The organism is Macrococcus bovicus, assembly GCF_030376725.1.
GTDB classification, from domain to species: Bacteria; Bacillota; Bacilli; order Staphylococcales; family Staphylococcaceae; genus Macrococcus; species Macrococcus bovicus.
The window spans coordinates 1,226,603-1,248,226 of record NZ_CP128470.1 but is presented as its reverse complement, the minus strand read 5'-3'; the positions used below and the strand labels follow the sequence as shown (position 1 = coordinate 1,248,226).

The window sequence follows — 21,624 nt, the reverse complement described above, 5'->3', positions numbered from 1 at the left end:
ATGTGAAGGGGTGTAACTTAGTGGAAAACTTTGATAAGACGATGAAATTCGACATTGAAGAATTACCGAAAGAAGAAGTACGTACCGTCCTTCTGAATGTTTATCATACTTTGGAAGAAAGAGGTTACAGCCCGATCAATCAAATTGTCGGCTACCTCTTATCAGGTGATCCCGCCTATATTCCAAGACATAATGAGGCGCGTAACCAAATCAGAAGACTGGATAGAGATGACATCATGGAGCAGCTGGTGAAGCATTATATCGAGTCAGAAACAGCGTCACATGAATAAGGTAATAGGCCTCGATGTAGGCTCCAAGACGGTCGGCATCGCATTGAGTGATGCGATGGGGTGGACGGCACAGGGACTGGAAACTTTGCGAATCAATGAAGACGCAGGTATTTTCGGCATTGACAGGCTGAAGGAGATTATTGAAGAGCATCAAGTATCTGTGGCGGTCATCGGACTGCCGAAAAATATGAACAATTCAATTGGTCCGCGCGGCGAAGCTTCTCTTCAGTACAGTCAAATGTTGAAGGAAGCGTGTCCGCATCTCGAAATCGTCATGTGGGATGAACGATTATCGACTGTCGGGGCTGAACGCACCTTGCTTGAAGCAGATGTCTCACGTAAGAAACGTAAGGCTGTTATTGATAAGATGGCAGCGGTCTTTATTCTGCAAGGCTATCTTAATTCTAAATCCTAAAGGAGAATGACTATGACTGAATTTAAAAATGAAAATGAAGAAGTACAAGAAACATTGGATATCAACAACGAGGAAGAGCTCTTAACGTTATATGATGAAGATAACAACGAAGTACTTTACCGCAAAGTGCTGGAGTTCTATAATCCGCAGTTCGATAAAAACTATGTGATTTTAGCGGAAGAAGGCGCTTCAGATGATGAAGAAATTGAACTTATTCCGATGATTAACGTCCCTAATGAAGAAGGTGACGGCGGCCGTTTCTTACCGGTTGAAACAGATGAAGAGTGGGATATGATTGAAGAAATCGTCAACACTGAAATCGATGAGGAAAATTTCTAAGGATAAGGTGAATCTATGAGTAAGCGAAATAAAGAGATACGTGACACGGCATCCGTATCGAGATTCGCTTCAGCGATCATCATCGGACTTTTCCTACTGGGAATTATTATTGCTGGTATTGCTGGATTGTTCTATTTCACATCCAGCCAGAAACCGTTGGACCCGAATAACAAAGCAGTGACCAAAATTGAAATACTGCCTGGCGAATCTGCAACAGCAATTGGTGAGAAACTAGAAGCAAATCATATTATCAAGAACAGCACGATGTTTAAGTATTATCTGAAATTCAACAATATCTCTGACTTTAAGGCAGGGAAGTATGAACTTTCTCCTTCTATGACATTTGAACAGATTTCTAAAAGCCTGCAAAAAGGCGAGGTGTATCTGCCGGTCCTATTCAAAATCGGTTTTCCGGAAGGGATCACTTTAGATGAAATAGGTAAAATCGTAGAAAAAAATACTTCAATCACAGCAGCGGAGTTCACGAAACAAATTGACGACCCTGCATTCGTGAAAAAAATGCAGAAAAAACACCCTAAGCTCATTACAAAAGAGGTCTATAACAAAGAAATCAAACATCCGCTTGAAGGTTACCTGTTCCCGGCGACCTATGATTTCACGGAAGAGAATCCGACAGTTGAGCAGATTGTAGATAAGATGCTGACTGCAACGGAAGACAATGCCTTCCCGTTATGGGATAAATACGGCGGTGTCTTGATCAATGAAGCAGGACAGGAAAAACGGATGACCTTCCATGAGTTCCTGACATTCAGTTCATTGATTGAACGTGAAGCATCCGGGCTGACTGATCGTGCAAAGATTGCTTCGGTATTCATCAACCGTATGGAAGAGAATCCTGAGATGCCTCTGCAGACCGATCCGACTGTTCTCTATGCACTTGGCCGTCATAAAGACGTCACTTATGAGCAGGATACAAAAGTAGATGATCCATACAATACTTATCAGAACGTCGGTCTGCCGCCCGGCCCTATTGCAGCGAGCGGCACTGAGTCAATGGAAAGCGCACTTAATCCGGCTCATACAGATTATCTGTACTTCCTCGCTGATAAGAACGGTAAAAACTACTTTGCAAAAACACTGGAAGAGCATAATGCGAATAAAGCGAAATACATCGGATTTTAATTTTTAGCTTAATAAATCCCCTGAAATGTGCTACAATAATCTGAATGATTGATGAACTCTACCAACCCTCGGGTTGGTAGTTTTTCTGTTAAAGGATTGAATAAAATGGATAATAGAGAATATATTACGCAGCTGAACGCGGTCAGTTCTTTAGACCGGTTACGGGAATATGCTGAAGAGAACGCTGTACCTATCATGGACAAGGTCGCACTTGAGATGGTCAAACAGCTGATGAGAATTCACAAGGCAGAAAGCGTACTGGAAATCGGCACAGCCATCGCATACAGCGGCATGCACTTCGCATCGGTCGATAATCAGATGCATGTCACGACGATCGAGCGGAATCCTGAAATGTATGATTTAGCGGTTCAGAACGTCAAGCATTTTAACTATGAGAAGCAGGTCAGACTGATATTTGCAGACGCGGCTGAGGCATTTGAAAAAGTAAACGACCGGGAATATGATATATTGTTTATCGATGCGGCGAAAGCGCAGTCGAAGAGATTCTTTGAACTCTATAGCCCGCTCGTTAAAAAAGGTGGACTCATCATTACTGACAATATTCTTTATCACGATTTTGTCGGCAATATCGAAATTGTCCGCAGCCGTAACGTCAAACAGATGGTCAGAAAAATTGAGAAATATAATGACTGGCTGAAAGAACAGACAGACTATACAACGAATTTCATAGATTTAGGAGATGGCATGAGCATCTCTATAAAGGAGAGGTAATATGACTGAATTATTGGTAACCCCTACGTCACTCGAACATATTGAAGAACTGCTGGAAGCAGGTGCCGATGCCTTTGTCATCGGTGAAGCGCAGTTTGGGCTCCGTTTAGCAGGAGAATTCAACCGTGAATCCCTTGTGCAGGCCATCGACATGATTCACGCAGCAGATAAGAAAGCTTACGTGGCAGTCAACGGACTTTTTCACAATGAGCATTTAGATGCTGTAGAAGACTATATCAACTGGCTGCATGAAGTACGGCCGGATCGCATTCTTTTCGGCGACCCTGCTGTTGTGATGTATGTGAAAGAGCAGGAAAATCCGATTCCGCTGCACTGGAACCAGGAAACACTGGTGACCAACCAGTTCCAATGTAACTACTGGGGTGAGCGCGGTGCTGTGCGGGCGGTTCTTGCTCGCGAACTGAGCATGGAAGAAGTGATCGAGATCAAGGAAAACACACATGTCGAGATCGAAGTCCAGGTCCATGGCATGACTTGTATGTTCCAGTCGAAGCGTCAGCTGCTCGGTAATTATTTCCTCTACATGGATAAAGCGATGAAGATTGAGAACCGTCAGGATGCCAAGAATATGCTGCTCTATGATGAGGAACGTAACAACAAATATCCTATCTATGAAGATTACAACGGCACACATATCATGAGTCCGAATGACATCTGCGTGATAGAAGAGCTGGAAGAACTGTTTGAGGCAGGGATTGACAGCTTTAAAATAGATGGTGTCCTGCATTCCGCTGACTATATCACAGAAGTAACGCGACAATACCGTAAAGCCATTGATCTTTACCATGAGGACCCCGACCTTTACGACGATGAAAAATTCGATATGATGGAAGCGATTGAAGATATCCAGCCGGAGCATCGCCCGCTAGATCAAGGCTTCCTCTATAAACAAACTGTATATTAAGGGATGATAGTATGACTAAAACAATATTAAAGAAACCGGAACTGTTGGCACCTGCCGGCAACCTTGAGAAACTGAAGATTGCCGTTCATTACGGTGCAGATGCTGTTTTCCTGGGCGGACAGGAATATGGACTCCGTTCAAATGCTGATAATTTCACGATGGATGAGATTAAGGAAGGTGTCGACTTCGCTAAGAAGTACGGCGCAAAAATCTATGTCACAACGAACATCATTGCCCATGATGAAAATATAGAAGGGCTCGATGATTATCTGCGTCAGCTGGAAGCAACGGGCGCAACAGGTATCATTGTAGCGGATCCGCTTATTATTGAGACATGTAAACGAGTGGCACCGAAGCTTGAAATTCATTTAAGTACGCAGCAGTCGCTCTCAAACTGGAAAGCAGTGGAGTACTGGAAAAATGAAGGCTTAGAACGTGTGGTGCTGGCACGTGAAACCGGCGCAGAGGAAATGCGTCTGATGAAGGAAAAAGTGGATATTGAAATTGAGGCCTTTGTTCATGGTGCGATGTGTATCGCCTATTCAGGACGCTGTACTTTAAGTAACCATATGACAGCCCGTGACTCTAACCGCGGCGGCTGCTGTCAGAGCTGCCGCTGGGATTATGACCTGCTTACGGTGGACAATGATGAACTGGATGTAGTCTTTGAAGGTGAAGATGTGACACCATTTGCGATGAGTCCGAAAGATCTGAAGCTGATTGAATCCATTCCAAGCATGATTGATATCGGTATAGACTCGCTGAAGATTGAAGGGCGGATGAAGTCGATTCATTACATCGCGACAGTCGTCTCTGTCTATCGTAAAGTCATCGATGCCTACTGTGCTGATCCGGAGAACTTCAAAATCGATCCTGAGTGGATCATTGAACTGGGCAAATGTGCAAACCGCGATACGGCCCCTGCCTTCTTTGAAGGGGTGCCTGGCTACGAGGAGCAGATGTTCGGGCATGAGCAATCTAAGAAAACGCCTTTTGATTTCTGTGGATTAGTGTTAGACTATGATGAAAAGACTCAGATGGCAACGATACAGCAGCGTAACAACTTCAAGCCGGGAATGGAAATCGAATTCTTCGGACCTGAAATTGACAACTTCAAGCAAGTGATCACAGCGATCTACGATGAAGAAGGCACTGCGCTTGATGCTGCGCGTCATCCACTTCAGCTTGTACAGATTAAGGTGGACCATCCGGTATACAAAAATAATATGATGCGGAAGGAAATGGCTTGATGACTACTATCATTGGAATTGCAGGTGGTTCGGGGTCCGGAAAGACCTCCGTAACCTCTAAAATATTAAAGAACCTGGAAGGTTACAGCGTTGCTTTAATTGAACAGGATTATTATTATAAAGATCAGACTCATCTCAGTTTCGAGGAGAGACTGAAGACCAACTATGATCATCCATTTGCTTTTGATAATGATTTACTCATCCAGAATTTGACCGACCTGCGGGACGGCAAGACCGTCAAAGTGCCGACATATGATTACACCATCCATACAAGAAGCGAGAAAACGATTACATTTGAACCGAAAGATGTTATTATAGTAGAAGGAATTTTCGCACTGGAGAACCAGGAGCTGCGAGACTTGATGGACGTAAAAATATTTGTAGATACAGATGCAGATCTTCGTATATTACGAAGAATGATGAGAGATATAGAAGAGCGTGGTCGCACAATGGAATCCGTTATCGAGCAGTATTTAACGGTTGTCCGTCCGATGCACAATCAGTTTATTGAACCTACAAAGAAATATGCCGATATCATTATTCCTGAAGGTGGCAGCAATGAAGTCGCCATTGATATCATGACAACTAAAATACAATCATTGATCAGAAATTAAGGTCACAGAAAGAAGGAACAGTAATGGAAATCCAAAAAGAATATCCGATGACTCAAGAAGGTTATAACAAGCTTGAAGAAGAATTAGAGCACTTAAAGACGGTTAAACGTCCTGAAGTAGTAGAGAAAATTAAAGTGGCACGCAGCTTCGGCGACTTATCAGAGAACTCTGAGTACGATGCTGCAAAAGACGAGCAGGGCTTCGTTGAACAGGAGATCGTTAAGATTGAGATGATGCTCCGTCACGCTAAAATCATTTCTGATGACGGTTCAAAATCAGAAGTACAGATCGGCCGCACAGTGAAATTCGTGGAAGTGCCGGACGGCGATGAAGAATCATATATGATCGTCGGTTCTGCAGAAGCGGATCCATTTGAAGGCAAGATTTCAAATGAATCACCGATCGCTAAAGCATTGATCGGCAAAAAAGTGAATGACGAAGTGAACGTACCGTTACCGAACGGTAATGAAATGCGTGTTAAAATCGTCGAAATCAGCTAAAATTCAAGTAGATTCTTTAGGAATCTACTTTTTATTTGAGGAGGAAAATCATGCTTGGAATTATAGGTGCAATGCAGGAGGAAGTCGAAATCCTGAAGAATGACATCGAGCATCTTGAAGTGAAAAAACATGCGCATGTCGAAGTTTATACAGGCAGTCTGTACGGTTATGAAGTGGTCCTGATGCAGAGTGGGATCGGTAAGGTGAACGCCGCATTGACGACGGCTCTTCTTATCGAACATTATCAGCCGGAAGCCATTATCAACACAGGTTCTGCTGGCGGGCTTGGCCAGGGACTGAGTGTAGGTGATATCGTTGTCAGCCGTGAGGTCCTGCATCACGATGTAGATGCGACAGAATTTGGTTATGTGCTAGGACAAGTGCCGGGTATGCCAAAGACTTATGCGGCAGACAAGAAGCTGATATCCCTGACAGAAGAAGCGATCCAGCATAACGATCTGCATGCTCATATCGGGTTGATCGTTTCTGGCGACAGCTTTATCGGTTCATTGGAGAAGAAACAGAAGATTATCGAGAACTTCCCTGATGTGCTCGCTGTTGAAATGGAAGCAGCGGCAGTGGCACAAGTCGCCTATCAGTACCAGACGCCTTTCATTATCACGCGTGCCGTCTCAGATTTGGCGAACGGAGAAGCAGGGATGACATTCGAAGAGTTCCTGAAAGTCGCTTGCGTATCGTCCAGTAAAATTGTAAAATCATTAATAGAGACATTTGCTGCGACAAAGTAGTTAGGAGGCGTTGACATGATCTTCATCATGGCATTATCAGTGATTGCAACTGCGATCATCGGCTTCATCATTTACAGTGAAACAGAAGTCGATTACGGCGACAAAGAAATCATCGAATAGCATGGACCCCCAGTTCCAAGAGAATGGGGGTTTTATTATGGTGGAATTAAGGTATGAATGAATTGAGGTGAAAACAGTGAGTATACTGAAAAAATATTTAATGCCCAGCCAATACGTGAAGAATATCTTTGAGATCAAGCCGGAAGATCTGAAGGCCCGGGGTGTTAAAGCAATCATCACAGACCTGGACAATACGTTAGTCGGCTGGGATGTCGAACTGGCGACAGAAGAAGTCATCGCCTGGTTCAATCAGATGGCAAAAGCGGGTATCAAGATTACAATCGTCTCCAATAATAAGGAGACCCGCGTCGCTGCATTTGCGACGCCGCTGAAGGTAGACTATATTTTTAATGCCCGAAAACCGATGGGGCAGGCGTTCAAAAAAGCGGTCAAAGCAATGGAAGTGACACCGGATGAGACAGTGGTTATCGGTGACCAGATGATGACTGATGTGCTGGCAGCGAATTCCAACGGCTTTTATTCAATCATGGTGGTACCGGTCAAATCAAATGACGAATGGAAGACACGCGTCAACCGCATGATGGAGAGACGCTTCCTCGCCTATTTCAAACGGAAGGGTTATATCGACTGGGAAGAGTAGACCATGACATTGTCATGGTTTTTTTGCATTTATTTACATATAGTCATGTTATAATGGTAGCAAGCATGGAATGGAGGGATTTTATGCGTTATTTCTTAATCGGCTTCATCATCCTGATTATCTTTGCGGTGATTCTCTACTTTGTATTGTCCCGTTTCTATGATTATCTGTCATTCAGAAGTGAAGTGAATGACGAGAAGCGCTTAACCAAGCACAGGCAGTATGAAGAAGAACTGGAACTCGTCAGACTGGAAGAAGAACGAGAGCGTCTCATTCATGCCATTCAGATCAGAAGCAAGCACTTTCAGTCACAGCAGGAAATCAGGCAGCTGACCGAAGAATTGGAGGAAGTTAATGAACTCATCAAGCACATCGAAAGTGAAGACCGTCAGACCCGCGAAAAGACCGATCAACCGTAAATCTTTACTGCTGACCACTATTATCGGCACATTACTGCTGTTAGGTGCCCTTATCCTGTTCATGTGCATCGAAAAGGTGCCACAAGGTTATCAGGCCGTCATCTACTCGGTAACAGGGGTGAAGGATCAGACTAAACCAGCCGGCTGGCACATTATTTCGCCGTTAGACAAGGCTGTCCATTATCCGATCCGTACACAGACGAAGGAATATCAGAATCTGAACGTCGCGACATCAGACGGCAAGAACCTGGATATGGATATCAGTATCAACTATCACGTGGACCCGACTAAAGTCGTCAAGATTTTCAATAAATTCGGTAATGCGGATATTGAAGGGCTGGAGAATGGCTTCCTGCGGACACGTGTACTGGACGGTCTGCGTCAATCTGTCGCCAAATATTCCGTGATTGAGACATTTGGTGTCAAAACCAGTGAAATCAAGAAGGCAACACTAGATGAACTGCAGAACAACCTGACAGACCAAGGATTTATCGTTGAAGATATCGCTATCTCAAGTCCGAAGGCAGATGCGGCGACGCAAGCTGCCATTGATGAACGGGTAAAAGCGAACCAGGAACTGGAGCGTGCGAAGACTGACCGCGCTATTGCTGAGCAGAATGCGGCGAAGAAGAAGATTGAAGCAAAGGGTCAGGCGGAAGCGAATGAAATCCTGGATAAATCACTGACAGATAAGATCATCAAAAAGCAGATGATCGATAAATGGGACGGTAAGCAGCCGATTACTATCGGCGGTGAAGGGGTCATTGTGGATGTCAATAAATAGGACTGCATCTGCAGTCCTATTTTTGTGTTAAGATTAAGAAAAAAGTGGAGGCATCTTATGAAAACGAGACAGGCAGAACTTCAAGACCTGGATAGAATTATCGAAATATACAACTCCACAATAGCAAGCCGCATGGTGACAGCAGACGTGGAGCCTGTGTCAGTGGAAAGTAGAGTGGGGTGGTTTCACGACCACCATGATGCTAAACCGCTCTATGTGATTGAGAAAGGTGATGAAGTGGTGGGCTGGATGAGCTTCAGTACATTTTATGCGCGTGCCGCCTACGATCAGACGCTAGAGGTAAGCATCTATATTGATGAGCATCACCGCGGACAGGGAATCGGCCAGTATGCTCTAGATGAACTGAAGAGACGGGCTGAAGAGCTGGAGCTGAGAACACTGCTTGCCTTTATCTTCAGCCATAATATACCCTCCATACGTCTCTTTGAGAAGAACGGCTTCACGACATACGGGCAGCTGCCGGATGTCGCTTATATGGATGATAAAGCCTATTCTTTAACTATACTTGGCTATAGAATTTAGGCTCATTAGTCACTCTTTTGTCATCGATTGATAGTTATCTTTGATATTTAAGGGTAGAAGTAAATGTATATTATTTTATAGGAGGGTTTAGAGATGGCTTATGATTTTAAAGACCACGGCAAACAGCCTGTAGTTGAGAACATTGAAGGTATGACACTTGAAAATGACAACTTCCGTACGACTATCTGGACGGGAGATAAACTTCAGGTCACATTGATGACGATTCAACCTGGCGATGATATCGGGCTTGAGATTCATCATGGTATTGAACAGTTCTTGAGAATTGAGCAAGGGGAAGGTCTATGTCAGATGGGACCAAGTGAAGACAACCTGAACTTTGAGCGTGAAGTGAAGGCAGATGATATCATTATTGTGCCTGCTGATACGTGGCATAATGTGACGAATAAAGGTGACGAACCGATTAAACTTTATTCTATTTATGCAGGGCCTGACCATGAACCTGGTACTGTCCATAAAACACATGAAGATGCTGAAAACGATCCAAATGAACAGTGATTTTAGACAGACTCATGAGTCTGTCTAATATTTTTTTTATGGTCTTCCAGAAATCAAAGTGATAAAAAATGCATTTTTATGTTGCATAAATATTTTAACCATGATAATATAGATAAAGTGTTCATCAGAATTATATATGCGGATGTAGTTAAATGTTATAATACCAGCCTTCCTGGCTGGAGTCATTGGTTCAATTCCAGTCATCCGCTTACCGTCCCGGGCTACTGGGACTTTTTTTATGTCAATTTTTTGATTCAAATAGAAATGTGCTAAAATAGGGATGGATAAACATAACTTTAGGAGGAAACATATTTGTCTAACGAATTAAGATGTATCGGCTGCGGCGCTGTTCTTCAGAGTGAAGATCCGAATCAGGCGGGCTATGTGCCGAAATCTAGTCTCAATAAAGAGGATGTCATCTGCAGGCGCTGCTTCAGACTGAAGCATTACAACGAGATTCAAGATGTCAATATGTCGAGTGACGACTTTCTGACGATGCTGAATGCCCTCAGTGACCGTGAAGGTATCATCGTCAATGTCATTGATGTCTTTGATTTTCAAGGGTCATGGATCAGCGGCTTGAAACGTATTGTCGGGCAGAAAAAAGTCATTCTGGCGGCCAACAAGATCGATTTACTGCCTAAGCTGATCAATAAGAAGCGTGTAGAGAACTGGATCAAACACCTGGCAAAAGAACTGGGTATGAAGCCGGATGCAGTGGTGCTGATTTCGGCTGAGAAGAACCATGGCATAGATGAACTGCTTCAAGTGATTGAAGAGGAGCGTAACGGCCAGGATGTCTATATCGTCGGAACGACAAACGTCGGCAAATCAACACTGATCAATAAGCTGATTGAACGCAGTATCGGTGAGAAAAATGTCATTACGACTTCACATTTTCCGGGTACGACACTTGATTTAATCGATATCCCTCTAGGTGATGGTACGTTTATGTATGATACACCGGGTATCATACAGTCTCACCAGATGACGCATTACGTTACTGACGACGAATTAAAGGTCATCATGCCAAAAGAAGAGATCAAGCCGCGTAACTTCCAGCTGAATGAAGGGCAGACCCTCTTCCTGGGTGGTTTAGTACGCGTGGATTATGTGTCGGGTGGCAGACGCAGCTTGAATTGTTTTGTCTCCAATCGTCTGAATATTCACCGGACGAAGCGTGTGAATGCAGAAGATCTATGGCATCGTCAGATAGGGGAGCTTTTGACACCGCCAGGAAACAAGACATTTGATTTTAACAACCTTAAAAGACATACATTATCTGTGAAAGAGCAGAAGCAGGATATCATCATATCAGGACTCGGTTTTATCACTGTTGAAGAAGGGGCCGTGCTTGAAGTTTATGCCCCTAAACAAGTGGATGTCTATTTAAGACCGAGCATCTTATAGGGATGATGATGAATTTTGCCGTTATCGGCCACCCGATCAGCCATTCCTTATCCCCTGTGATGCATCATGCTAATTTCAGGTCACTTGGACTCGATTATTCCTATCTGGCACTCGATATCCATCCGAATCATTTCCATCACATCCGTGATATCATGACGGCTAAGGAGATGGATGGTTTTAATGTGACAATCCCGTTCAAGACCGCTATCATGGATTATCTGGATGAAGTAGATGCTGATGCGCTGAAAATGGGTGCCGTCAATACTGTCAAAATTACCGGGGATAAGTGGACAGGCTACAATACAGACGCATCCGGCTTTATTGAAAGTCTGCCGCTACATGATTACCGCCATGTCCTGTTGATCGGAGCGGGAGGCGCCAGCAGAGCGATCGCTCAAGGATTTGCGGCCAGAGGAGCGGAGGTCACTGTTGCCAACCGCAGCCCTGAACGTCTGGATGACTGGCCGTTTGATGTAAACAAGATCACATTGCAGGATATTGAGCGATATGCAGACCGAACGGATTTACTGGTCAATACCACACCGGTCGGCATGACCGGCTTTAAAGATGAGGTGCTTTACGACTTCAGTTCAGTGCATCCGGATGCAGTGGTTGCAGACATCATCTATACACCGAGCAAGACGCCTTTTCTCGCGCTCGCTGACAGTCTCGGGCTGACCACGATCAATGGAATGGGGATGTTCGTCAACCAGGGCGCACAGAGCTTTAAAATCTGGACAGGTCTAGAAGCAGATCGAGCGGCTATGACCGAATGTGTGAAGAATCATTTATAGGAGGAACGATATGTTAACAGGTAAACAAAAACGTTATTTACGCGGAGAAGCCCACCATCTTGATCCGATCTTCCAGATCGGTAAAGGAGGCATCAATGACAATCTGATTGAACAGCTGAACGAAGTGCTGGAGAAGAGAGAGTTGATTAAAGTCAGCATTCTTCAGAATAATGATGATGAAAAAGAGGAGCTGGCTGAAGAGGTGGCGCGCCGCGTACACGGCGACCTCGTCCAGTTGATCGGTTCGACGATTATTCTGTATAAGCCTTCTAAAAACCATAAGAAAATTGAACTGCCGCGATGATCATACTGTACGGCGGGACGTTCGACCCTCTGCACATCGGTCATCTCGTGGTGGCGAATGAGGTGCATGCGGCCTTCAGGCCAGACCGGTTTATTTTTATGCCGGCCGCGCACAGTCCGTTGAAATCACGGCATGCTGTTGCGACAGACGAGGAGAGACTGAAGATGCTGACCCTTGGCATCGCTGAACTGGGATTTGGCGAGGTGTCGACATTCGAGCTGGAGCGCAGAGGGCAGAGCTATACGTATGATACTGTAAAGTATCTGGCAGAAAGTGATCCGGATATCTATGTCGTCATCGGCACTGATCAGTACGATCAGCTGCACAACTGGTACCGCATAGATGAACTGCATCAGATGTGCACATTTATAGTGGTGAATCGTTCAGTTGAGTATCAGCAGGTCGAAGAGGCAGTGAGCTTCCATATTCCGCGAATTGATGTCAGCTCTACCGAGATCAGAACGCGTCTTGCTGCAGGTAAGACCGTGAAGTTCTGGCTCACTGAAGACATTGAGTCGTATGTGCGAAAGGAACGTATCTATGAAAAAGAAAAAAGCGATTAAAATAGTTGAAGAAAAATTGCCGAAAAAACGTTTTGAGCATTCCCTGCGAGTCGCTGAAACAGCCGTGAAGATGGCTGGAATTTTTGGCGGTGATGCTGAACGGGTTGAAATTGCAGGTATTCTGCACGACTATGCAAAATATGATGAGCTGTCAAAGCTATATCAGAAAGTGACGAAGTATGAGCTTGATAATACACTTTTAGCCTATAATTCCGAGATTCTGCATGGACCGGTCGGCGCAGCGATTATGAAAAATGAATTTGGGATAGAGGACGAAGAGATTTATCTTGCCATCTATCATCATACGACTGGACGTCCTCATATGACGCTCAGTGAAAAAATCATTTTTGTGGCTGATTATATCGAACCGGGGCGGACACAGCCCGGCGTTGATGACATCAGAAAGATGATCTTTGATGAGCAGAAACTTGATAAAGCAATCTATGAAATCTCAAAACGAACAGTCTTATATTTGGCGGAAGCCGATCACGTGATCTATCCGCTGACGATAGATTGCCTGAATTACTATAACCTCGAAAAATAACTTAAAAGGATGGATTGAATGGATTCAAAACAATTACTTGAACTCGCATTTAAAGCGTGTGACGATAAAAAGGCAGAGGAAATCATCGGTATTGATGTCAAGGAGATCAGTGGCATCACTGATTACTACGTCATCTGTCATGCCAATTCTGACCGCCAGGTACAGGCGATTGCAAGAGAAGTGAAGGAACAGGCAGAAAAAGCAGGGATTGAGGTAGGCAAGCTTGAAGGCTTCAACGAGGCGCAGTGGATACTTGTAGACCTGGATGATGTCGTAGTCCATATCTTCCACCGCGATGAACGAAGCTATTATAACTTGGAGCGTCTGTATCGTGATGCAGAGTTCATCACCTACGAAGCATGACATACGAGGCATTTGCAGTTCTCTATGATGAACTGATGTATGACCAGCCGTATGACCAGTGGCTTGAGGTGACAGCCCCTTATCTGAAGGGAAAGCATTCCATACTTGACCTTGCATGTGGCACGGGTTCTTTTACGACACTGCTGCCGAAACAGCTGGAACGTGTCGGTGTGGATCTGAGTGAGGACATGTTGACAGTGGCTCAGACTAAAGACCCATCCATTCAGTGGCTGGTGCAGGATATGACAGCACTTGAACTGGACCGGACGTTTGACGTCATCACCTGTTTCTGCGACAGCCTGAATTATGTCACAGCGGAAGAAGAGCTGAATGTACTTTTCAGCCGGCTCTATAACCATCTTGAGGAAGACGGTGTATTTCTCTTTGATGTCCATTCGGTCTGGAAGATGACTCATCTGTTCAACGGACAGACTTACAGTGATGAGACGGACCGTGTGACTTATTTGTGGCAGACAGTGCCAGGCGAAGAGGAGCACAGCGTCTATCACGATATGAGTTTCTTCATGCTGGAAGAAGACGGTAAGTATCGACGTTTTGATGAATCACATTATCAGCGGACCTTTGAGCCGGAAGATTATCGAACGCTGCTAGAAAACAATGGTTTTACAGTTGAGAAGGTCTTTGCGGACTTTAAGCCGGATGAAGCAGTGCCACATGATGCTGAAAGAATCTTTTATGTTGCACGTAAAAAACGTGAAAGATAATTTTTATTGTGACAGAAAAAATAAAATGATGACATCTCTCCGATTATTAAGGGGAGGTGTTTTTTTGTGGAAAAAATCCATGAACTGCTGATGACGCATAAAATGAAGCTGGGTATATGCCTCATTATACTGATAGCGGTCCTATTCATCTATCTGTCGTCCGCTAAGAAACCGGTAGAGCCGCTCGAGTCCCTGGCAGAGGAGAAACCGGCCGTCGAAAAAGTCGTGACCACTGAAGAACCTGACAAGGAACTGATCGTTGATATAAAAGGGGCGGTCAAGCATCCGGGGGTCTATCCTTCGCGAGAAAATCAGCGCGTCAACGATGTCATCGTCCTGGCTCAGCCAAGAGAAAATGCAGACCTTGAAGCGGTGAACTTGTCGATGCTGTTGACGGATCAGATGGTGATTTACGTCCCTTTTAAAGGTGAGGTCAAAGAGGAGAAGTTTGCGATGTATCACACTGAAGCAGGAAGCGGTCAAGGCCCTGAGAGCAAGGTGATCAATATCAATAAGGCGACTGAGACAGAGCTGCAGGAGATCCCGGGCATTGGACCGAAGAAAGCGGCCGACATCCTGCTTTACCGGGAGCAGCATGGGGGTTTCAAGTCGAAGGAAGAGATGAAGGAGATCAAGGGGATCGGAGACAAGACTTATATGACACTTGAACCGTTCATCGAATTGTGATTGCCAGAGCAGGATTCATTCCCTTACAATGAGACTATTGGAGGGATTATTGTGGAAAGAATTAAATGGCAGGATTATTTTATGGCACAGAGTCAGCTGCTCGCTTTACGTTCAACTTGCAATAGATTAAGCGTCGGTGCGACCATCGTCAAGGACAATAGGATGATTGCGGGCGGCTATAACGGGTCAGTTGCAGGTGAAGCACACTGCACGGATGTCGGTTGTTATCTTGAGGAAGGACACTGTATCAGAACAGTCCACGCCGAAATGAATGCGCTGCTGCAGTGCGCAAAATTAGGTGTCTCAACGGCAGGCGCTGAAATTTATGTCACGCATTTTCCGTGTATTCACTGCACGAAGTCTCTGATACAAGCAGGTATCAGCAAGGTCTCCTATGCCATCGATTATAAGAACCATCCGTATGCAATAGAATTATTGCAGAAATCAGGTGTCCAAGTGGAGAAAATACCGTTTGATGCGAGGAAAGTAGCGGATTATTTTAAAATGATCGAATAAGAAGGAGGATACATGTGGTTTAATCTGGCTGTCGCCGCCTGCTGCGGTATACTGTTTCGGTCTGCGCCGTTAAGCGCATGTATCTTGTTTCTGCTCGTCATCTGTCATAGCTACCGGAAACAAAGGTCGGTCTATGTGATAGGCCTGTTTGGTGTGAGTCTCTTTTTCTATTTCTATACTTCTGCAGAAGCGGCACCAGATTTTGACTGGACGGATACTGAAAGAGGCACCATGACTTCACTGTTGTCATTTACCGACGACCAGAATGTCGATGGTGATTATTTTTCCGGGGTTGCTCTTATAGAGGATCAGCCGGTGAGGTTCAGTTATCATATTAAGTCTGAAAGTGAGCACAAGCAGCTGCTCAGCAGAATGCCTTATTTCAGGGCCTGCTCAGCTTCAGTTGAACTCAGACAGCCCTTACCGAATACCAATGGCCTGAAATTCGACTATGCCGCTTTTTTAAAGCGGCAGGGCATCCGCTATCAGGCGACAGTTAAACAGATAGACTGGTTATCCTGCAGGGAGAGAACGCTGGGTATAGTGGATAAGCTGAAGCTTTACCGTGTTCAGCTTGCCGATCACATGATGCAAAGTGGTCGCTATAATATGCGTTACGTTGTCGCGCTGACATTGGGCGATACCCGGTATCTTGCAGCAGATGAGCTCGCGCAGCTGAAAGTTCTGGGTATTTATCATCTCTATGCAATCAGCGGCTCTCATGTAGCGTTGATCAGTGTCCAGCTCTTCTTCCTGCTGAAACGGTTCTACCTTCCTCTTCACTGGTGTACAGCTGCCATGTTTATCATTATCCCGATGTATACGGTACTGACCGGACTGTCGCCTTCTGTCATCAGGTCATCGCTTTTTATTCTGATTTATATGGCACTGAAAAGATATGGTCTTACCCTGCTGGATGCGCTTTCATTATCCTTTCTGCTTTTTCTTCTTTTTGAACCGACCGCTATCTTTGATATCGGATTTCAGCTGTCCTATTTCATCTCTTTTACCCTGATTTTTACGAGCAATCTTTATCAGGATAGGCGGCCGATTTCTCTGCTTGTGCTGACCTGCTTGATTTCTCAGCTCGCAAGTATCCCGGTTCTCCTCCTCAACTTCAACAGTTTTCAGATAATAGGTTTAGTCACCAATCTTCTTTTTATCCCTTTCTTTACTGCTGTCATGTTTCCGCTTTGTACGAGTATCCTGCTGTGGATGATGCTTCTGCATTCACTGCCTGACTGGTTTGATAGCTTGTTGGCGATTGCTTTTTTCATAAACGACGCACTGATTGATGTTTTCAGTCTTATACATCTTCCTGATATCATTCTGGCGAATCAGAGGGCTGAGGTTTATGTCATACTGACCCTGATCGTTTTCTTTGTGCTATCGAGACTTGAGTTCTCACTAGTCCAGTTTTTGGGCGGAGCAGCCATGCTGTTATTGCTCCTCTATGGCATCAGTGCCCTGCAGCCGCATGCGGAAGGGGTGACCTTTATCGATGTGGGACAAGGTGACAGCTCGATCGTCGAAAGCGGCGGGCAGTTACTTGTGACAGATACAGGTGGACGGATGGAAATGATGAGAGAGAAGTGGCAGAAGCGGCGAAAAGAGAATGACGCTGTCGCCTTTCATTTACACGGCGTGCTTAAGGAAAAGGGCTACCCTAAAATAGATTATTTACTGCTCACTCATCCGGATGCCGATCATTTCGGTGAGGCAGTTAACCTTTTAAGATTAATACATGTGGACTATCTGATATTAAATACAGAGGCGCCCGGTCACGATAAATATGCCGAACTGCTTGGGCTGGCGAAGGAAAGCGGCACACAGATCATCCATGCTGGACAACTTGATAAACTGCAAGTTGGCCAGGCGGTAGTGGAGCTCCTGAATACAGAAGGTCCGTTCAGCGATGAAAATGACAGCAGTATTATCACGCGCGTGACACTGGGACGTCGCTACTTACTGATGGGAGATGCACCGGCAGAAAAAGAGCGGTCGTTAATGGATCAACTCTGCAGTGAACAAATAGATGTGCTGAAAGTGGGCCACCATGGCAGCAAAACGAGCACGTCAGATGAACTGCTGGAGTGCCTTAAACCTGAATATGCCGTCATTTCAGCGGGCAGAAATAATCGTTTCGGTCATCCTCATGAGGAGGTGATGGCCAGACTGAATAAAAGCCGTGTGCATATTCTGAATACGCAGACAGATGGCAAGATAGAGTTTCTGGAGACGGTCCGAACAGCAAAAAGGCCATAAAAAAAAGACCGCTGGCGGTCTTTTATTTCGCTAAAAGATCAAAGATCTGAGCAATGATATAGATAGCAGCAAATGCGCCGAATCCAGTACCCATTGCAAGGAGTGAATCTTTCACGTCATTGTTTTTAGATTGCACATCATGTTCAAAATGATTCATGTTATCAACCTCCATTTAGGTTAAGTATATGATATTTATGTGAAAAAAGCTATAATGAAATTAAGATTCAGCAAGGGAGTTCTTAATTTGAGTGCGATTATAATCAATCATGGTGTTGTACCGGAGCTGGTGGCAGAGCGAACCGCTAAAATCGTCAGTGATTTACTGCTTGAGCAGGATGATTTTAATTTCTCCAAGTACGATTTACTGGAGACACCTATACAGACTATTATAGAGGATGCCATGACCATCCCGTTTCTCAGCGACAAAAAGGTCATTGTCGTCCAGAACAGCTATCTTTTTACCGGTGAGAAACCGCGAGTGACTGTCGAGCATCATATTGATGCGCTCGTCCAGTTTGTGGAACAGTTCGCGGGGCCGAATGTCGTCATATTTGAAGTGAACAGTGAGAAGCTGGATGAACGTAAGAAAATTGTGAAAAACATGAAGAAGCTGCATGAAGTCAATAAAATAGAGGCAATGGACGAAATGGCCTTAAAGAAATGGGTCAAGCAAGAGATGAATCAACAGTTCAAAGATATCAAGCAGGATGCACTGGATGAACTGATTCAGCTCACTGGCGCCGACTACAAACTCGTGTCCAATGAGATGCATAAACTGCTGCTGTATATTGGGGACGATACTATTGTCACCAAGTCACATGTTGAAATGATTGTCTCCCGCAGTCTGGAGCAGAATGTCTTTCTGCTGACGGATTACATTACGACAAATCGGAAGAAAGAAGCGATTCTGCTGCTGAAAGATCTTGTCAATATGAAGGAAGAGCCGATTAAACTTCTGGCGCTCATCACCGGGCAGTATCGACTCTTTTATCAGACTAAGATACTGAGTCAGAAAGGTTTCAGTGAGGCACAGATGGCCAAGCAGCTGAAGATTCATCCGTACAGAGTGAAGCTTGCTCTCCGCAAAGTATCACGCCTTAATTTAAGCGATATCCTCAAGGTGATCGATCGCTGTGCTGAAACAGATTATCAGCTTAAATCCTCTTATATGGATAAAGTCCTTATTCTAGAACTGTTCATTTTAGGCATATAAAAAAAGCCCGCGGAAGCGGGCTTTCATTATTAGTTAGAACGCATAACTTGTGATTTTAAACGGTCAGCTTTGTTAGAATGGATTAAGTTGCTTTTCGCAGCTTTATCAATCTTTTTAACAGCAGTGTTCACTAAATCCTGTTTGTTATCAGCGTTGTTTTCGATAGCAGCTTTTGCGTTTTTGATAGCAGTACGCATATCATTCTTTTGAGAGATATTAGCATCTTGAGCTTTTTGACTAGTCGTCACGCGTTTAATAGCAGATTTGATGTTTGGCATGATGTCACCTCCTAAAAATATTACACCTACGTGTTTTCATTGCAACAAGAAATATTTTATCAAAATACAGGAGGCATTGCAATCGTTAATTTAAAACTGATTGAAGTAGCCTTCTATACTTGATATAATCATAATTATTGAATAGAAAAGAAAGTTGGTTCTCTGAATGAACAATGAAGAACGTTTAAAAAGACAGAATAAGATCAGGAATTTCTCCATCATTGCCCATATCGACCATGGAAAGTCCACGCTTGCGGACCGTATCCTTGAGAATACTAAATCCGTTGCATCACGTGAAATGAAATCACAGCTGCTTGATTCCATGGATTTAGAGCGCGAAAGAGGCATCACCATTAAACTGAATGCGGTCCAGCTGAACTATACTGCTAAAGATGGCGAAACGTATATTTTCCATCTGATTGATACACCTGGACACGTCGATTTCACTTATGAGGTTTCACGAAGCTTGGCTGCCTGTGAAGGTGCCATTCTCGTGGTGGATGCCGCTCAAGGGATAGAAGCACAGACGTTAGCCAACGTTTATCTTGCCCTGGATAACGATCTTGAACTGATTCCGGTGATCAATAAGATCGATCTGCCGGCAGCAGAGCCTGAACGTGTCAAGCAGGAGATAGAGGACGTCATCGGGTTGGATGCTTCTGACGCCGTACTCGCTTCAGCAAAAGCTAATATCGGTATCGATGAGATTCTGGAGCAGATTGTAGAACTGGTGCCGCCACCGACCGGTGATCCGGAAGCGCCTCTGAAAGCGCTGATTTTTGACAGTGCGTTTGATGCATACCGCGGCGTTATTTCATCTATCCGTATCATCGATGGTACAGTCAAAGCCGGTGATAAAATCCGTATGATGGCGACCGGTAAGGAATTTGAAGTCGTCGAAGTCGGCATCAATACCCCTAAACAGCTGCCGGTCGCAGAACTGACAGTCGGAGATGTCGGCTATATCACAGCGTCCATTAAAAATGTCGGTGACTCACGCGTCGGTGATACCATCACGCTTGCGAACAATCCGGCAGCAGAGCCGCTGCAGGGCTATAAGAAGATGAATCCGATGGTCTTCTGCGGTATCTATCCGATCGATACAAGTAAGTACAACGATCTTCGCGAGGCGCTAGAGAAGCTGCAGCTGAATGATGCCTCCCTTGAATTTGAGGCTGAAACGTCACAGGCACTCGGCTTCGGTTTCCGCGTCGGCTTCCTCGGCCTTCTTCATATGGAGATCATTCAGGAGCGTATTGAACGTGAGTTCGGTATTGAACTGATTGCGACAGCACCGTCCGTTATCTACAAATGTGTGATGACAGACGGCAGTGAAGTCATTGTTGATAATCCGTCTAAGATGCCTGACCCTCAGAAGATTGACAAAATCTTTGAACCTTATGTCAAGGCAAGTATCATGGTGCCGAACGATTATGTCGGTGCTGTCATGGAGCTCTGCCAGAAGAAGCGGGGTAACTTCAAGACGATGGATTACCTCGACGATATCCGTGTCAATATCATCTATGAGCTGCCGCTGTCCGAAATTGTCTTTGATTTCTTCGATCAGTTGAAATCAAATACGAAGGGCTATGCGTCATTTGACTATGAGCTGATCGGTTATCAGGAAAGTCGTCTCGTCAAGATGGATATTCTATTGAACGGTGATACGGTCGATGCACTCAGCTTTATTGTGCATCGCGATTTCGCTTATGATCGCGGTAAGGTCATCGTTGAAAAGCTGAAGACCCTGATTCCGCGTCAACAGTTCGAAGTACCGGTACAGGCTGCGATCGGTCAGAAAATTATTGCACGTACTAACATTAAATCAATCGGGAAGAACGTGCTGGCAAAATGTTACGGTGGTGACATCAGCCGTAAACGTAAACTGCTGGAAAAACAAAAAGCAGGTAAAGCGAAGATGAAAGCTGTCGGATCTGTTGAAATTCCGCAGGAGGCATTCCTCGCTGTCCTGAAAATGGATGAAGAATAAAAGTGGCGTCAGCCACTTTTTTTCGTGAAAGG

At 44.7% G+C, this 21,624-nt stretch carries 29 protein-coding genes and 1 tRNA gene; 28 read left to right on the top strand and 2 right to left on the bottom strand.

Annotation, left to right across the window (positions count from 1 at the left end; genetic code table 11):
• Nucleotides 1-20: 20 nt before the first annotated feature.
• From QSV55_RS06840 to QSV55_RS06715, 26 genes are all read left to right on the top strand, one after another.
• Entirely contained in the window at nucleotides 21-290 is a 270-nt protein-coding gene (locus QSV55_RS06840) for an IreB family regulatory phosphoprotein (RefSeq protein ID WP_133450835.1), read from the top strand.
• Nucleotides 283-705: a Holliday junction resolvase RuvX gene (ruvX, locus tag QSV55_RS06835; protein ID WP_133450834.1), complete on the top strand. Its 423-nt coding sequence runs from the start codon at nucleotides 283-285 to the stop codon at nucleotides 703-705. The genes QSV55_RS06840 and ruvX overlap by 8 nt, the downstream gene beginning before the upstream one ends.
• A 12-nt stretch (nucleotides 706-717) precedes the next feature.
• Nucleotides 718-1,044: a DUF1292 domain-containing protein gene (locus QSV55_RS06830; RefSeq protein ID WP_133450833.1), complete on the top strand. Its 327-nt coding sequence runs from the start codon at nucleotides 718-720 to the stop codon at nucleotides 1,042-1,044.
• A 15-nt stretch (nucleotides 1,045-1,059) separates the two neighbouring features.
• Nucleotides 1,060-2,187 (top strand): endolytic transglycosylase MltG, encoded by a 1,128-nt coding sequence (gene mltG / locus QSV55_RS06825; RefSeq protein WP_289649600.1) that lies wholly within the window; start codon nucleotides 1,060-1,062, stop codon nucleotides 2,185-2,187.
• Between the two features lie 105 nt (nucleotides 2,188-2,292).
• Entirely contained in the window at nucleotides 2,293-2,919 is a 627-nt protein-coding gene (locus tag QSV55_RS06820) for an O-methyltransferase (RefSeq protein ID WP_289649599.1), read from the top strand.
• Between the two features lies 1 nt (nucleotide 2,920).
• The gene (locus QSV55_RS06815) at nucleotides 2,921-3,844 is read left to right on the top strand and encodes a peptidase U32 family protein (protein WP_133450830.1); all 924 of its coding nucleotides are present in this window, start codon (nucleotides 2,921-2,923) and stop codon (nucleotides 3,842-3,844) included.
• Between the two features lie 11 nt (nucleotides 3,845-3,855).
• On the top strand, nucleotides 3,856-5,094 hold the full coding sequence (locus QSV55_RS06810; protein WP_289649598.1) for a peptidase U32 family protein: 1,239 nt from the start codon (nucleotides 3,856-3,858) through the stop codon (nucleotides 5,092-5,094).
• A complete protein-coding gene (gene udk / locus QSV55_RS06805) occupies nucleotides 5,094-5,708 on the top strand; it encodes a uridine kinase (RefSeq protein WP_289649597.1) in 615 nt (204 codons plus the stop codon). Before QSV55_RS06810 ends, udk begins: the two co-directional genes overlap by 1 nt.
• Nucleotides 5,709-5,731: 23 nt before the next feature.
• Nucleotides 5,732-6,208, top strand: coding sequence for a transcription elongation factor GreA (gene greA, locus QSV55_RS06800; RefSeq protein ID WP_289649596.1), 477 nt, complete (start codon nucleotides 5,732-5,734; stop codon nucleotides 6,206-6,208).
• Between the two features lie 50 nt (nucleotides 6,209-6,258).
• On the top strand, nucleotides 6,259-6,957 hold the full coding sequence (gene mtnN, locus QSV55_RS06795; protein WP_289649595.1) for a 5'-methylthioadenosine/S-adenosylhomocysteine nucleosidase: 699 nt from the start codon (nucleotides 6,259-6,261) through the stop codon (nucleotides 6,955-6,957).
• A 196-nt stretch (nucleotides 6,958-7,153) separates the two neighbouring features.
• A complete protein-coding gene (locus QSV55_RS06790) occupies nucleotides 7,154-7,678 on the top strand; it encodes a YqeG family HAD IIIA-type phosphatase (protein ID WP_289649594.1) in 525 nt (174 codons plus the stop codon).
• An 83-nt stretch (nucleotides 7,679-7,761) separates the two neighbouring features.
• Nucleotides 7,762-8,097, top strand: coding sequence for a hypothetical protein (locus tag QSV55_RS06785; protein ID WP_289649593.1), 336 nt, complete (start codon nucleotides 7,762-7,764; stop codon nucleotides 8,095-8,097).
• Nucleotides 8,033-8,881: a prohibitin family protein gene (locus QSV55_RS06780; protein WP_289649592.1), complete on the top strand. Its 849-nt coding sequence runs from the start codon at nucleotides 8,033-8,035 to the stop codon at nucleotides 8,879-8,881. Before QSV55_RS06785 ends, QSV55_RS06780 begins: the two co-directional genes overlap by 65 nt.
• A 57-nt stretch (nucleotides 8,882-8,938) precedes the next feature.
• A complete protein-coding gene (locus QSV55_RS06775) occupies nucleotides 8,939-9,424 on the top strand; it encodes a GNAT family N-acetyltransferase (protein WP_289649591.1) in 486 nt (161 codons plus the stop codon).
• A gap of 93 nt (nucleotides 9,425-9,517) precedes the next feature.
• Entirely contained in the window at nucleotides 9,518-9,940 is a 423-nt protein-coding gene (locus tag QSV55_RS06770) for a cupin domain-containing protein (protein WP_289649590.1), read from the top strand.
• Between the two features lie 138 nt (nucleotides 9,941-10,078).
• Nucleotides 10,079-10,149, top strand: a tRNA-Gly gene (locus QSV55_RS06765).
• 103 nt (nucleotides 10,150-10,252) lie between these two features.
• A complete protein-coding gene (gene yqeH, locus QSV55_RS06760) occupies nucleotides 10,253-11,350 on the top strand; it encodes a ribosome biogenesis GTPase YqeH (protein ID WP_133450799.1) in 1,098 nt (365 codons plus the stop codon).
• An 8-nt stretch (nucleotides 11,351-11,358) separates the two neighbouring features.
• Nucleotides 11,359-12,144 (top strand): shikimate dehydrogenase, encoded by a 786-nt coding sequence (gene aroE, locus QSV55_RS06755; RefSeq protein ID WP_289649589.1) that lies wholly within the window; start codon nucleotides 11,359-11,361, stop codon nucleotides 12,142-12,144.
• A gap of 10 nt (nucleotides 12,145-12,154) precedes the next feature.
• A complete protein-coding gene (gene yhbY / locus QSV55_RS06750; RefSeq protein WP_133450798.1) occupies nucleotides 12,155-12,448 on the top strand; it encodes a ribosome assembly RNA-binding protein YhbY in 294 nt (97 codons plus the stop codon).
• Nucleotides 12,445-13,011 carry a nicotinate-nucleotide adenylyltransferase gene (nadD, locus tag QSV55_RS06745; protein WP_289649588.1) on the top strand — a complete coding sequence of 189 codons (567 nt, stop codon included), beginning with the start codon at nucleotides 12,445-12,447 and terminating at the stop codon, nucleotides 13,009-13,011. Before yhbY ends, nadD begins: the two co-directional genes overlap by 4 nt.
• On the top strand, nucleotides 12,989-13,555 hold the full coding sequence (yqeK, locus tag QSV55_RS06740; protein ID WP_133450796.1) for a bis(5'-nucleosyl)-tetraphosphatase (symmetrical) YqeK: 567 nt from the start codon (nucleotides 12,989-12,991) through the stop codon (nucleotides 13,553-13,555). The genes nadD and yqeK overlap by 23 nt, the downstream gene beginning before the upstream one ends.
• An 18-nt stretch (nucleotides 13,556-13,573) precedes the next feature.
• Nucleotides 13,574-13,918: a ribosome silencing factor gene (gene rsfS, locus QSV55_RS06735; RefSeq protein WP_133450795.1), complete on the top strand. Its 345-nt coding sequence runs from the start codon at nucleotides 13,574-13,576 to the stop codon at nucleotides 13,916-13,918.
• Nucleotides 13,915-14,643: a class I SAM-dependent DNA methyltransferase gene (locus QSV55_RS06730; protein WP_289649587.1), complete on the top strand. Its 729-nt coding sequence runs from the start codon at nucleotides 13,915-13,917 to the stop codon at nucleotides 14,641-14,643. Before rsfS ends, QSV55_RS06730 begins: the two co-directional genes overlap by 4 nt.
• A 66-nt stretch (nucleotides 14,644-14,709) precedes the next feature.
• Nucleotides 14,710-15,330 carry a helix-hairpin-helix domain-containing protein gene (locus tag QSV55_RS06725; protein WP_289649586.1) on the top strand — a complete coding sequence of 207 codons (621 nt, stop codon included), beginning with the start codon at nucleotides 14,710-14,712 and terminating at the stop codon, nucleotides 15,328-15,330.
• Nucleotides 15,331-15,381: 51 nt separating this feature from the next.
• On the top strand, nucleotides 15,382-15,846 hold the full coding sequence (locus tag QSV55_RS06720) for a ComE operon protein 2 (RefSeq protein ID WP_289649585.1): 465 nt from the start codon (nucleotides 15,382-15,384) through the stop codon (nucleotides 15,844-15,846).
• 12 nt (nucleotides 15,847-15,858) lie between these two features.
• On the top strand, nucleotides 15,859-18,111 hold the full coding sequence (locus QSV55_RS06715; RefSeq protein WP_289649584.1) for a DNA internalization-related competence protein ComEC/Rec2: 2,253 nt from the start codon (nucleotides 15,859-15,861) through the stop codon (nucleotides 18,109-18,111).
• 22 nt (nucleotides 18,112-18,133) lie between these two features.
• Here QSV55_RS06715 and QSV55_RS06710 read toward each other — a convergent pair whose 3' ends face one another.
• Entirely contained in the window at nucleotides 18,134-18,268 is a 135-nt protein-coding gene (locus QSV55_RS06710; RefSeq protein WP_133450790.1) for a YqzM family protein, read from the bottom strand.
• 87 nt (nucleotides 18,269-18,355) lie between these two features.
• On the opposite strand from QSV55_RS06710, the gene holA reads away from it, so the two are divergent.
• The gene (gene holA / locus QSV55_RS06705; protein WP_289649583.1) at nucleotides 18,356-19,324 is read left to right on the top strand and encodes a DNA polymerase III subunit delta; all 969 of its coding nucleotides are present in this window, start codon (nucleotides 18,356-18,358) and stop codon (nucleotides 19,322-19,324) included.
• A gap of 29 nt (nucleotides 19,325-19,353) precedes the next feature.
• On the opposite strand, the gene rpsT is transcribed toward holA, so the two are convergent.
• Nucleotides 19,354-19,602 carry a 30S ribosomal protein S20 gene (gene rpsT / locus QSV55_RS06700; protein ID WP_133450788.1) on the bottom strand — a complete coding sequence of 83 codons (249 nt, stop codon included), beginning with the start codon at nucleotides 19,600-19,602 and terminating at the stop codon, nucleotides 19,354-19,356.
• A gap of 166 nt (nucleotides 19,603-19,768) precedes the next feature.
• On the opposite strand from rpsT, the gene lepA reads away from it, so the two are divergent.
• Nucleotides 19,769-21,592, top strand: coding sequence for a translation elongation factor 4 (gene lepA / locus QSV55_RS06695; RefSeq protein ID WP_289649582.1), 1,824 nt, complete (start codon nucleotides 19,769-19,771; stop codon nucleotides 21,590-21,592).
• Nucleotides 21,593-21,624 lie beyond the last annotated feature (32 nt).

Bases quoted from the DNA above. Each gene is read 5' to 3' on its own strand.
- ruvX (WP_133450834.1), top strand. From the start codon at position 283: ATGAATAAGGTAATAGGCCTCGATGTAGGCTCCAAGACGGTCGGCATC.
- QSV55_RS06830 (WP_133450833.1), top strand. From the start codon at position 718: ATGACTGAATTTAAAAATGAAAATGAAGAAGTACAAGAAACATTGGAT.
- mltG (WP_289649600.1), top strand. From the start codon at position 1,060: ATGAGTAAGCGAAATAAAGAGATACGTGACACGGCATCCGTATCGAGA.
- QSV55_RS06820 (WP_289649599.1), top strand. From the start codon at position 2,293: ATGGATAATAGAGAATATATTACGCAGCTGAACGCGGTCAGTTCTTTA.
- QSV55_RS06815 (WP_133450830.1), top strand. From the start codon at position 2,921: ATGACTGAATTATTGGTAACCCCTACGTCACTCGAACATATTGAAGAA.
- QSV55_RS06810 (WP_289649598.1), top strand. From the start codon at position 3,856: ATGACTAAAACAATATTAAAGAAACCGGAACTGTTGGCACCTGCCGGC.
- udk (WP_289649597.1), top strand. From the start codon at position 5,094: ATGACTACTATCATTGGAATTGCAGGTGGTTCGGGGTCCGGAAAGACC.
- greA (WP_289649596.1), top strand. From the start codon at position 5,732: ATGGAAATCCAAAAAGAATATCCGATGACTCAAGAAGGTTATAACAAG.
- mtnN (WP_289649595.1), top strand. From the start codon at position 6,259: ATGCTTGGAATTATAGGTGCAATGCAGGAGGAAGTCGAAATCCTGAAG.
- QSV55_RS06785 (WP_289649593.1), top strand. From the start codon at position 7,762: ATGCGTTATTTCTTAATCGGCTTCATCATCCTGATTATCTTTGCGGTG.
- QSV55_RS06780 (WP_289649592.1), top strand. From the start codon at position 8,033: ATGAACTCATCAAGCACATCGAAAGTGAAGACCGTCAGACCCGCGAAA.
- QSV55_RS06775 (WP_289649591.1), top strand. From the start codon at position 8,939: ATGAAAACGAGACAGGCAGAACTTCAAGACCTGGATAGAATTATCGAA.
- QSV55_RS06770 (WP_289649590.1), top strand. From the start codon at position 9,518: ATGGCTTATGATTTTAAAGACCACGGCAAACAGCCTGTAGTTGAGAAC.
- aroE (WP_289649589.1), top strand. From the start codon at position 11,359: ATGAATTTTGCCGTTATCGGCCACCCGATCAGCCATTCCTTATCCCCT.
- yhbY (WP_133450798.1), top strand. From the start codon at position 12,155: ATGTTAACAGGTAAACAAAAACGTTATTTACGCGGAGAAGCCCACCAT.
- nadD (WP_289649588.1), top strand. From the start codon at position 12,445: ATGATCATACTGTACGGCGGGACGTTCGACCCTCTGCACATCGGTCAT.
- yqeK (WP_133450796.1), top strand. From the start codon at position 12,989: ATGAAAAAGAAAAAAGCGATTAAAATAGTTGAAGAAAAATTGCCGAAA.
- rsfS (WP_133450795.1), top strand. From the start codon at position 13,574: ATGGATTCAAAACAATTACTTGAACTCGCATTTAAAGCGTGTGACGAT.
- QSV55_RS06730 (WP_289649587.1), top strand. From the start codon at position 13,915: ATGACATACGAGGCATTTGCAGTTCTCTATGATGAACTGATGTATGAC.
- QSV55_RS06715 (WP_289649584.1), top strand. From the start codon at position 15,859: ATGTGGTTTAATCTGGCTGTCGCCGCCTGCTGCGGTATACTGTTTCGG.
- QSV55_RS06710 (WP_133450790.1), bottom strand. From the start codon at position 18,268: ATGAATCATTTTGAACATGATGTGCAATCTAAAAACAATGACGTGAAA.
- rpsT (WP_133450788.1), bottom strand. From the start codon at position 19,602: ATGCCAAACATCAAATCTGCTATTAAACGCGTGACGACTAGTCAAAAA.
- lepA (WP_289649582.1), top strand. From the start codon at position 19,769: ATGAACAATGAAGAACGTTTAAAAAGACAGAATAAGATCAGGAATTTC.